Source organism: Pseudoalteromonas sp. S327 (genome assembly GCF_005886415.1).
In the GTDB taxonomy this organism is placed as follows: domain Bacteria; phylum Pseudomonadota; class Gammaproteobacteria; order Enterobacterales; family Alteromonadaceae; genus Pseudoalteromonas; species Pseudoalteromonas atlantica.
In genome coordinates, this window is the sequence record NZ_PNDP01000009.1 from 95696 (window position 1) to 107479 (window position 11784).

At 41.7% G+C, this 11784-nt stretch carries 9 protein-coding genes; 4 read left to right on the plus strand and 5 right to left on the minus strand.

Going from position 1 to position 11784, the window contains the following annotated elements; all coding sequences use genetic code 11:
• Positions 1-33: 33 nt before the first annotated feature.
• Together CWB60_RS04225 and CWB60_RS04230 are read right to left on the minus strand one after the other, a co-directional pair.
• Entirely contained in the window at positions 34-699 is a 666-nt protein-coding gene (locus CWB60_RS04225) for a DUF2987 domain-containing protein (protein ID WP_031289865.1), read from the minus strand.
• Positions 692-1501, minus strand: a complete 810-nt coding sequence (locus tag CWB60_RS04230; protein ID WP_029772709.1) for a glucosaminidase domain-containing protein — start codon at positions 1499-1501, stop codon at positions 692-694. Before CWB60_RS04230 ends, CWB60_RS04225 begins: the two co-directional genes overlap by 8 nt.
• Positions 1502-1766: 265 nt before the next feature.
• Here CWB60_RS04230 and CWB60_RS04235 point away from each other — a divergent pair, with 265 nt between their 5' ends.
• The 3 genes from CWB60_RS04235 (at position 1767) to CWB60_RS04245 (ending at position 6601) form a co-directional block, all read left to right on the plus strand.
• Entirely contained in the window at positions 1767-3059 is a 1293-nt protein-coding gene (locus CWB60_RS04235; protein ID WP_121637607.1) for an anti-phage deoxyguanosine triphosphatase, read from the plus strand.
• Positions 3060-3276: 217 nt separating this feature from the next.
• Positions 3277-3588 (plus strand): Mpo1-like protein, encoded by a 312-nt coding sequence (locus CWB60_RS04240; protein ID WP_121637608.1) that lies wholly within the window; start codon positions 3277-3279, stop codon positions 3586-3588.
• Positions 3589-4033: 445 nt separating this feature from the next.
• Complete coding sequence (locus CWB60_RS04245; RefSeq protein WP_121637609.1) at positions 4034-6601, plus strand: TonB-dependent receptor plug domain-containing protein; 2568 nt, start codon at positions 4034-4036, stop codon at positions 6599-6601.
• An 80-nt stretch (positions 6602-6681) separates the two neighbouring features.
• On the opposite strand, the gene CWB60_RS04250 is transcribed toward CWB60_RS04245, so the two are convergent.
• From CWB60_RS04250 to CWB60_RS04260, 3 genes are all read right to left on the minus strand, one after another.
• Positions 6682-7725: a branched-chain amino acid aminotransferase gene (locus tag CWB60_RS04250; protein ID WP_083901793.1), complete on the minus strand. Its 1044-nt coding sequence runs from the start codon at positions 7723-7725 to the stop codon at positions 6682-6684.
• A 171-nt stretch (positions 7726-7896) separates the two neighbouring features.
• Positions 7897-8949, minus strand: a complete 1053-nt coding sequence (locus CWB60_RS04255; RefSeq protein ID WP_138576840.1) for a fatty acid desaturase family protein — start codon at positions 8947-8949, stop codon at positions 7897-7899.
• Entirely contained in the window at positions 8946-9989 is a 1044-nt protein-coding gene (locus CWB60_RS04260; RefSeq protein ID WP_138576842.1) for a flavin reductase family protein, read from the minus strand. Before CWB60_RS04260 ends, CWB60_RS04255 begins: the two co-directional genes overlap by 4 nt.
• 400 nt (positions 9990-10389) lie before the next feature.
• Here CWB60_RS04260 and CWB60_RS04265 point away from each other — a divergent pair, with 400 nt between their 5' ends.
• Positions 10390-11490, plus strand: coding sequence for a PQQ-dependent sugar dehydrogenase (locus tag CWB60_RS04265; protein WP_249318331.1), 1101 nt, complete (start codon positions 10390-10392; stop codon positions 11488-11490).
• Positions 11491-11784 lie beyond the last annotated feature (294 nt).

The window sequence follows — 11784 nt, forward strand, 5'->3', positions numbered from 1 at the left end:
ATATTAAGCGCCGTTTTTATTAAACCCTGCAACTTATTTTGCTATCCAGGGAGTTACTTTAACTACGTTTTCTATATCACCAAGCAGATTTACGTCATCTTCCCAGTTATCCTGTACTGCAAAGTAGCAGATTGATTTTTCGCACTGTATATGTGGGTTATTAAAGGTCACAGGCTCTTTAAATGTCACAGCAACGCCTTTTTGCTCAGGCAATAAAAACCACATGAGTTTACTAACAAAAAAGCCCGATAAATCTGTTAAAAGTTCATCTAACTCGTTATTAATTGTGTACAACGAATCTTTAGTTAAGCTAAGCCCTTCAAATTCGCTGGCCTCAATTTGCAATTTTAACTGACAATCGTGATCAGGATTTTGTGGCTCTACAACAATAACGGCTTTATCCGTATCGAGCTGCTTATCAAACGGTAAAAGTAACTGTGCTTTATCGGTAAAGTTGAGCGGGTATTCGTTATTTTCAGTTAAAATTGTGCCGCTTTTAATAGCACATGCCTCGTTTGTGGCAATATCGCTAATGTAAAAGTTAACCCGTGCATATTGAAAGTCGCCCTTGTTAACCACTTTTAATCTATCGTAAAAGCCATCGTACGACATAACAAACTCTTTGGCATTGACGGTACTTGCCGCCAAACTTAATAAAATGAGTATGGCGTTAATATTTATAAGTCGTTTTTTATTCATCAAAGTAAGCTCTGTTTTGGTTAATCATGGTGTTTAGCTCTTCTATGTAGGCCTCGCCGCGCTCTGAGTACGACATTAAACCATGCGTTAGTGCCGTTGCCGCAATGGGCTTTTGCTGTTGTCGTAAATCTTCGCGTATAAGGCGTAAATCTTTGTAGGCATTATGCGTGTTTATATTTCTAAAATACGAGCTTACTGCTGCGCGTACCGACTTAAATGCAGCAACTTCGTGCGCCGCTCCGCTATTGCGGCGTCTTGGCACCATACCGCACCCTTTTGAATAACACCATTGGCCAAAAAAGTTGAGCCCTATGCGTGCAAAGCGTGATGTACCCCACGCCGACTCATTCGCCGCTTGCATTAGCGCAAGCTCTTTAGGAATAATATCAACACGGCGCAGCGCTTGGCTTAAAATTAGGGTGTTTACTGTTTCAGGTAAGCCATAGGCTTTTAAAATATTAACGATGTCGCGCTGTTGTTTTTTCTCGAGCGGTTCGTTGTATTCAAGCATCATACGCGCAATTTCTAACTTAGCGCGTTGCTGTAATATTTTTTTATTTTCAGCCTCAACATGTGGGCGAATAAAATCAAAAAATGCCTGTTTTTTCTCTTTTACATCAGCAAATTCAGAAAATTTAGGTAAAGTAACATTGTGCAGGGGTTTTTCTTTTTTCTTTACTTTTTTAGGTTGTTCACCTGTGGTTTGTTCTTCAACCTCTTGCTCATTACTTTGCATAAACGGATATGCAAGCGCCCATAAAAAAAATACGCTTAGTAACAGCTTTAAAATGGTTTTTAGCATGTAGTCTCTCTTTCAAACAACAATTATGCATGGGTAATACACACACATACGAAACCCCATTATACCTAAGCCACTATATAAACGCGAATAACACCCTGTGTGTAACCCTTTAAGGGCCACGCTTTGCTAAAAAATGCTAAAGTGGCTGCTTGCGATAAATATATTATCCACCAGCTAAGGTTATGTACTTGTTCATTCGCAATTTATTAGGGCATGGGTATACTGAGCTTATACCGTGTATAACAACGTTTTGTGAGTAAGCAGTATGGATAAGCAATGGCAAAGCCGAATAATAGAACAGTATAAAAATCGCCCTAATGATAATCGCTCCCCCTGGCAGGTAGACCGCTCTCGTATAATTCATGCCGCAGCTTTTAGGCGCTTACAAGCAAAAACCCAAATTATGGGGATAGGCTTAAACGACTTTTATCGCACACGCTTAACGCATTCTTTGGAGGTATCGCAAATTGGTACCGGCATATTACGGCATTTAAAAGCACAGCACAGCGATTTTGAACACTTCCCCTCTACTGGTTTATTAGAAACCTTATGTTTAGCCCACGATATAGGCCATCCGCCGTTTGGCCATGGCGGCGAAATAGCCTTAAATTATATGATGCGTGAGCACGGTGGATTTGAAGGCAACGCACAAACATTACGTATAGTCGCTAAACTTGAGCCATACTCTAACGGCCACGGCATGAACCTAACGCGCCGCACGTTGCTTGGCTTTATTAAATACCCCGCATTTATAGACGATTTATGGCACACCATTCCGAAGGTAAATAACACACGCTCATTTATAAAAGCAGATGATTGGCGCCCCGCTAAAGGCTTATACAAAGACGATGCACAAATATTTGAATGGATCATTGCCCCTTTAAGCGACAACGACAAAGCCCTATTAACAAGCCATACGCCAGTAGATCAGTACCGTGCAAAAACCCGTTATAAATCGTTAGATAGCGCCATAATGGAACATGCCGATGACATAGCATATGCAGTGCACGACCTAGAAGATGCCATAGCCACTAAAGTGCTCACACTAGATGATTGGCAAACACATGCATTACCCCACTTAAACGCGCTTAATTACGATTGGTTAAACACTAAATTAGACTCGCTTACCCAACGCTTGTTTTCAAAAAACGATTTTGAACGTAAAGATGCCATTGGCGAGCTGGTAAATATGTTTATTATTCATATTCATTTAGATGTTCAGCATGGTGATTTTGAGTGCCCTATTTTAAAGTACACTGCAAAGCTAGACCCACAGTACGAGCGCGTTTTACAAATACTCAAACATTTTGTATTTAATCGCTTAATACGCGACCCAGAAATGCAGCAAATAGAGTTTAAAGGTCAAAACTTACTGATTGAATTATTTACCGCTTTTGCCAGTGACCCTCTGCGTTTATTACCCGAAACAACGCAAGCTCTTTACATAGACGCTGAAAAACAAAACCAAGGGATGCGCATAATATGCGACTACCTAAGCGGCATGAGCGATGAGTACGCTTATAAAACCTATCAGCGGTTATTCTCACCAGTACAATAAAAAGCGAAGAGCACATCCTGTAAAGCGTTTAGGTAAAGGTAGAGCCTGTGTAAGGGGTTATTGCAAATAAATAGGCGTTTGCAAAAGCCGTTATCGAGCCCACTCGGTTACAAACTTAGTGCCGCGATTAAATAGCCCCTTGTTTGCAAAAATTTTTCCTGCAAAATCTAGCAGGCCCTTGTATATTTAATAAACTATAAAAATAAGAGCATTGACTATGAACACACCACACACTTTTAACTCCTTTAAAGCGTTTTACCCGTATTACTTAAAAGAGCACCGCAATGTAACCTGCAGAAGACTTCACTTTATTGGCAGCACGCTAGTACTTGCAGTCATCTTTATTGCATTAATCAAGCAGCAATATAGCTTGCTGTGGTTATTACCGATTATTGGCTATGGATTTGCTTGGGTTGGGCATTTCTTTTTTGAAAAAAACCGCCCCGCCACTTTTAAACACCCTCTTTATAGCTTATGGGGAGATTGGGTCATGTTTAAGGATATACTTACCGGTAAAATAAAATTTTAATTTTTATATTATTTTATTATAAAAATCACTCGCAACCTTTTTAAACGCTATACAAATTTCAGCTTAAATAATCTGCTCTTTATATGTTAATTTATTTAACATATAAAAGGTGGGTTATACACTTAATTTAAAAAAACACTGAGTAACAGCCATTATTAAAGGCGTACACACTGCTCTTACCTGTTAACTAAAAGTAAACTTCATGGTTGCCAATTATTTTAAGCTCCATCAGTTACTTACAAACTCCTGCCTATTTATAGCTTTTACCTCATTTAGTCTTGTTAATTAAACCTTGTAACTATATACCCTTTAATTTTAATTGAATGTTATTCAATTGACTCATTTTGTTAATGCGGTTTATGTTCTCAAAGCAGCTCCATTAAAAAGTAGCAGCTATAAAAACAAAAATTTTAAATCAATGGGTGATCAAATGAGGATTAACAACATGAATAAAAGCCTACCGTTTAGGTTAAATAACTTAAAAGTGAGTACAGCAGTGGCTGTGGGCGCATCGCTTTCGCTATTTGGTGCGTTTACTGCCCACGCGGCACAGCAAACACCTCAAGCACAAGAAGATATAGAGCAAATAAGCGTTATTGGCTCACGCCGTTTAGGGCGCACAGTTGAAGACAGCGCCGTACCTATTGATATTATTGGCGCTGAGGCGCTTACCAGTTCAGGCCTTACGGAAACAAACGCGCTACTGAGCAATTTGTTACCTAGTTTTAACTTTCCACAGGCATCGCTTACCGATGGCAGTGATCATGTACGCCCTGCACAACTTCGTGGTTTAGCACCCGATCATACCTTAGTGCTGGTTAATGGGAAGCGTCGTCATAGTAGCGCACTGCTTAATTTAAATGGTTCAACGGGGCGTGGCTCATCTTCTGTAGATTTAAATGCAATACCAGCTAATGCTATTGAACGCATTGAAGTTTTACGCGATGGCGCTGCGGCGCAATACGGCTCTGATGCTATAGCGGGTGTGATTAATATTGTACTTAAAAGCGCAAGCAGCGGCGGCTCCCTTGCGGCTATTTATGGGGCAAATGTCACCGAGATGGATGGTGTACCTCAGCTTGAATCGGTATCTGAGGGTAGCGATGGCAACCTAGCATTTACCGAAGGCGGCGATCGCTCTTTAACCGATGGGCAAACGCTTACTTTGCAAGGTAATATTGGTTTAGAGCTTGGTGATAATGGCTTTTTAAACATTTCGACTGAATACCGCGACCGCCACTCAACTAACCGTGCCGATTACGATCAACGCGAAAACTACAACCGATTAGAAGATGGCTCACTCGACCCTCGCGAGTTTACAGTTAACCGCTATAACCATAACTTTGGTAATGGGGATGTAGAAGACCTATCGGTTTTTTATAATGCAGGGTATCAACTAGCTAACGATGCAGATTTGTATTCATTTGGCTCTTACTCTAAACGTGAAGGTGAAGGCGCTGGTTTTTATAGACGCGCAAGCGATAGCCGTAATATAGAAGAAATATACCCCGACGGTTTTTTACCTGTGATCACCTCAGATATAAACGACTACTCACTCGCGTTAGGTGTTAAAGGCTTTATAAGTGATTGGAACTACGATGTATCGGCTGTGTATGGTGAAGATGCGTTCGAATTTGGTGTAACCAATAGTTTAAATACGTCGTACGGCCCCACTAGCCAAACACGCTTTGATGCCGGTACGCTGACATACGATCAACTTACTTTAAATGTTGATTTAAGCCGCGAAGTGGATGTCAGCTTTTTAGAAAGCGCGGTAAGTGTTGCCATTGGGGCTGAGTACCGCACAGAAGGCTATCAAATAGAAGCTGGCGAAGAAGCCTCATACGCACAAGGCTCATTTGGCCCAGGTGGCGTAGTCACAGGCGAAGATGGCCCATTTGGTGCAGCAGGTGCGCAGGTATTTCCAGGCTTTACACCTGAATCAGAAGGTGACAACAGCCGCCATAATGTAAGCTTTTACATAGACTTAGAAACCTACCTGACAGATGATTGGAACATAGCTGTGGCAGCCCGTTATGAGGATTACTCAGATTTTGGCGATACACTTAACGGCAAAATTGCAACGCGCTATTCGTTAACCGAAGATTTAGCCATACGCGCCTCAGCCTCAACAGGGTTTAGAGCGCCTTCATTACAACAGCAATATTTTACTTCGGTTGCTACCGTATTTGTTGATAGCGTTCCGACCGAAACCGGCACCTTTGCACCAAGCAGCGATGTAGCCAAAGCGCTTGGCTCACCGGGCCTTGATGCCGAAGAAGCCACTAACTACGGGGTTGGCTTTACTTGGTCTACCGACTTTAATTTCAGCTTATCGGTTGATTACTATCAAATACTAATTGATGACCGTATTGTTTTATCTAACAATTTATCGGGCGCAGCAATAGAAGAGTTGCTAGCAGGCACGGGCGCTAACCAAGGCCGCTTTTTCTTAAACGCTATAGATAGTAAAACGCGCGGTGTTGATGTGGTTGCCTCGTACAACTTAATCACCGATGGCTATGGCGATATTGCCTTTAACTTAGGGTATAACTACGGCAAAAATGAAGTCACTGATATTATTGACCCGCCCGCTGAACTGCAAGGTGCTGGGTTTGATCAAGACAACTTGTTCTCAGGTACAGAGCTGCGCCGCTTTGAAGTAAGCACCCCGCGCAATAAATACAATTTAAGTGCTACATGGACCCATGATGCGCTGCGTACCACACTTAGAACTACGCGTTATGGTGAAACCCAAGACCCTTCATCAACGCCCGAGCTAAACGAGGTATTAAAACCTAAGTGGATCACTGATTTAGATGTAGCCTATGCCGCTACCGATAACCTAACGCTTAGTTTAGGTGCCAATAACATTTTTGATGTATACCCAGATCCTACCCGCGAAAATGTAGAAGAAGTCTCTACTTTTTCTCGCTTGTTTGCTTATTCGAGCTTTTCGCCCTACGGATTTAATGGCCGTTACGTGTACGGCAAAATAGAAATGAAGTTTTAAGCGCTAAACATTTCAAAATGTACTCAAAAACACAAAAGCCACCTAGTCGGTGGCTTTTTACTGCGAACTGCTCAAATCAATTAGATTTTAGTTAACCAGCCGTGTTTGTCTTCACTTTTACCCCATTGAATATCGTTCAATGCTTGGCGTAATCGCGCTGTTGTAGGGCCTGGCTCGCCACTGCCTACTTTGTATTCTTTATCGTTATGAATAAACGTGCCTACCGGCGTTAACACCGCAGCAGTGCCTGAAAGTGCAGCTTCTGTGCCTGGCTTTGCAGCACGCTCTAAAAGCTCGGTAACGCTAAAGTTACGCTCGCTTACCGTCATGCCTAAGTCTTTTGCAATGGTTAAAATGCTATTACGGGTTACGCCATGTAAAAACGTGCTATCAAGCGCTTTGGTAATAATTTCGTTACCATCGATCAGAATAAAGTTAGCAGCACCTGTTTCTTGTACGTCGCCGCCAGGGCAAAACAAGATTTGATCGGCTTGGTATTTTTCGCGTGCTGCGCTAATTGGTGCAAGTGCACTGGCGTAGTTACCGCCACTTTTTACCATGCCCATGTGCGGGGCACAGCGCATGCCATCTTCTTCAAGTAATACCCGCAGCGCAGTAGCACCGCCGGTAAAGTAATCGCCAACTGGCGATAAAAGCGTATATAACAACGAGCTCATTGAAGGTGCAGCCGCTTTACCAATGGCAGCCTCTGTTCCTATGTGAGTTGGGCGAATGTACATAGAGCCCGGTGGCAATGGCGTTTCATCAGCATACTCTTTAACAATCTCGATAATCATGTCTTTTAGCATTTGACCGTCAAAGCTTGGTAAGCTTAATAGCGCAGAGCTTTGCTGCATACGCGCAATGTTTGCATCTATTCTAAAAATATAAATAGAGCCATCTTCGTGGCGAAAAGCTTTTAAGCCTTCAAAACACGTGCTTGAATAATGAAGGACGTGCGCGCCCGCATGAAGTTCAAGTTTATCGGAAGGGACGATTGAGCTTTCGCTCCATTGGTTATCAGAAAAACGAGCTTGAATCATCTGCGGCATAAACACGGTACCGAATGCGGCCATTTTAATCTCTCTTGTGTGGTCTATTTTTCTCCATTGTATGACATTCATGCATCATTTAACCATAGCAAAACTGAGGCTTTTTTAATTATCAAAAAGAAATTTTTGCAACTGCTGTTTATAAATTGGCCATATTGCTAAGCACATACAAAAAAGCCGATTAATGCACCTTCATTAATCGGCTTTTTAAAGGCACATTATTTATTTAAACGAGTACCTAATTTATTTAAACGAGTACCTAATAATACGTTTTAATACCGAGCTGTACTGTTTATAAAAACCACCTGTATGATAATCAATACCGTGTTTTTGCATAACGGCTTGCACTTGCGGGGCCACTTCTTGATAGCGAGAGGACGGCATATCAGGAAATAAGTGATGCTCAATTTGGCAACTTAAATGCCCAGTTAAAACATGAAACCAGTGCGGGCCTTTAATATTTGATGAGCCTAAAACTTGGCGATAGTACCACTGCCCTTGCGTTTCGTTTATGCAGTCCTCTTGTTTAAAGGTTTCGGTGTCCTCGGTAAAGTGGCCACAAAAAATAATGGTTGAGGTCCATAAATTACGGATTAAATTTGCCAGTAAGTTGCCTGCTAATACCCATAAAAACAAAGGGCCTGCCAATAAAGGAAATATCACATAATCTTTTATTAATTGGCGCGCACCTTTACTAAAAAAGCGCTGCTTTAGGGTAGAATGCGATACACCCCCTTCGCGGTTTTCTTTCTTTTTACCAATAAACACGCGTTCCGCTGCCAGCTCGTGATACGACACACCCCACTGAAACAGCACACTTAAATTTATATATGTAATAAACTGCCACACATTTTTTAAGCGCCATTTAAAATCATTGCTTAAACGCAATAAGCCATAACCAAAGTCGCGGTCTTTACCAATAATATTAGTATACGTATGATGCTCAAAGTTATGAACGCGATGCCAACTTTGCCCATCGCAAGCAATATCCCATTCATAATGCTGCGAGTTAAGCTGCTTATCGTTCATCCAATCGTATTGGCCGTGCATAACATTGTGGCCAATTTCCATGTTGTCTAAAATTTTTGCCAGCGCTAATAACAGTACACCCGCAACCCATAAAAGTGGCTGAATAAAGCCCAGCATAAGTAAAATACGGCCACTCCACTCACATAGCCGCTGCTTTTTAACAACCGAGCGAATGTAGTTTGCATCTTGCTGCCCTACTTTGCCTAGCGTATCCATTTTTATGCTATCTAAATCGTGGGCTAACTGATCAAAGTTTATGTTTTTCATAGCTGTAACTCCAAGTCGCTAACAGGTTGACTTACACACAGTTGAATTAACTGCTCGCCGTTATCACTCAACTCACCAGTTTTTAGATTACGCACCACGCCTGACTTTTTAATGCACTGGCACTGGTGGCAAATACCAATGCCACACCCGCGTTTAACCGGTAATTGTTTTGCCTCAAACTGTGCTAACAATGCATTGTTAGCATTTACGATATGAGCGCTGCTATTAATCTGTACGTTAAACAGGCTGTCGTCATTTTGGCTTGGCAGCGTTAAACCAAATGCCTCTTGGTAGTAATTTAAATGGTGTTTTTTAGCAAAGTCACACACCGTTTTCATAAAGTTTGCAGGCCCACAGCAGTATATATCTGGGTTTTCCCATACATTTACATGGCGAGTAATATCATCTGATTGCTCGCGTGTGAGCAGTAAAAACGAAAAATGCGAAAACTGGTTTGCTAATGCGCTTAGCTCGTCTACACATTGGTGCGCTGCGGCTTTGGCATAATAAATCAGCGATACTTTTTGTGTGGTATGTTTTAAATGCTCACTAATCATGGCAAGCATAGGTGTAATACCCGAGCCGCCAGCTATAAACGTTGCATTGTTTTGGGTGTTTTTATAAACAAAGTCGCCACTAGGCGCTGAAACATTGCACCACTCACCGACTCGTAAAGCACTGCTTAAAAGGCTTGTAAAACGCCCTTGCTCATTAGTTTTAATTAATAAACGCACCAAGCCCGTTTTTTTAAATTGCTCAGGGCTTGAGGCAACCGTAAACACACGAGTTAATAAACGCCCGTTTATTTCTACCGTTAAACTAATATGTTGGCCAGCATTGTGTGCCTGCCAGTGCTGAGTAGGCTTTAAGGTAATACTTAAAAAATCACCATTGTGCTGCGTCAGCTCTTCTATTTTTGCTCTATAAAGACCAGCACGCCACGCAGGCTTAACCATTTGCATTATGGGCTCAATGTAGCCTGCAAAGCTTTGATGGTGTAAAAACCACTTCGAAAATTGGTCTAATACTTTAGTAATCATCACTATTAATCTCTTGGATATTAAATATTGAATTTGAACTTACATGTGTACGCTCAAACTTCAGCGCACAAGTGTACGCCCAAAAAAATTAATTTCAATAGTATTAGAGTAAATATTCAGTTTTTTAGCGCAATTTTTACGCATCCCTCTAATTTAAAGCGCTGTACTAAAGCCTCAATTAAGGTGTAATAAATAGCTGTTTAAAATATTAAAAACAGCCATACAGCACTGCGGGTAAACTCTTTATGATTGAAATATATATGGTTTTTATTAAAGCGCTACATTTAGCAAAATCATCAACAGCATGCTAATGTAGGTATTACTTGCTTATTTATTGGACAGGACAACAACTGTGTTTTTACCTATAAAAACGATTGCTAAAACATTATCAACGGCGTTTATAGCTGTACTCGTTTCAACGCCGGTGGCAGCTGTAGATTACAAAACCCTTGATGTGTTACCGCTCAATGTAAAGGCCGTCAGTGTGGCTAAAGGGGTAACTATCCCCTGGGCTATTGAGCCGTTAAGTAACGGTGATTTACTTATAACCGAGCGAAGCGGCACACTTTATTTACTGCCTAAAAACTCAGCTAACTTAACTAAGCTCTCGGGTTTGCCACAAATTGATGCTAATGGGCAAGGCGGTTTACTAGATTTAGCCCTACATAGCGACGCAAACAATAATCAATGGCTTTACATAACTTACTCAAGTACCCAAGGCGCTAAAAGTGGCAGTAATACAGCCCTAATGCGCGCCAAGCTTAGTGACGATCGCACTGAGCTTTTAAACACACAATTACTATACAAAGGTGAGCATAACAGCACAAAAGGCCAGCACTACGGAAGCCGTATTGTGTTTGATAACCAAGGGTATGTTTACTTTTCGATTGGCGATCGCGGCTCGCGCGATAAAAACCCGCAAGACTTAACCCGTGATGGCGGTAAAATTTATCGCTTACACACTGATGGCCATATTCCTAAAGATAACCCGTTTGTAAATCAAAACAGCGCTAAACACGCTATATGGTCATACGGACACCGTAACCCGCAAGGCATGTGGTTTGATAAAACAACACAAACGTTATGGTCTCATGAGCACGGCCCACGTGGCGGCGATGAGCTAAACATAATTAAAGCGGGCGCTAATTATGGCTGGCCTGTGGTTAGTTATGGGATTAATTACAGCGGTACTTCGTTTACCGACATACAAGAAAAAGACGGCATGCAATCGCCCGTACTGCATTGGACCCCCTCCATAGCCCCTTCTGACATGTTATTGGTTAGCAGCGATAAGTACCCGCAATTAAAAGGCAAGCTTTTGCTATCGTCTATGAAATTTTCGTTTTTAAGTGCACTGGAAATATCTAACAAAGGTGTTTCAAAGCAATATAAAATTTTAGAAGGAATAGGCCGCGTCCGCAGCTTAGCACAAGGCAGTGATGGCTATATTTACTTAGGCATTGACGGACAAGGAATTAAACGCCTTGAGCCTGAGCAATAAAACCGTTAGTAACCGCAGCATAGCAAATAATGCGTTTACCTTGTTTTTATATAACAAGGTAAACGCCCTACGGCTAAAAGAACTATTTAGCTCTTTGTAGCGTATGGTAATGCTAGGGCGTGTTGATCTTTGATGGTTGAATTTGCAGCAGTATGTTTGGTTTTTAGGCAAGGCAGAGCCTATGAAGTGTGGTTACTCCCCATAAATAGGCGATAACGCAGCATAAATGCCAAACATGCGCTGCCCTTCGGGTTCTGCCTAGGGGCGATAAACTCTTTGTTGCTCGGTTGTTAC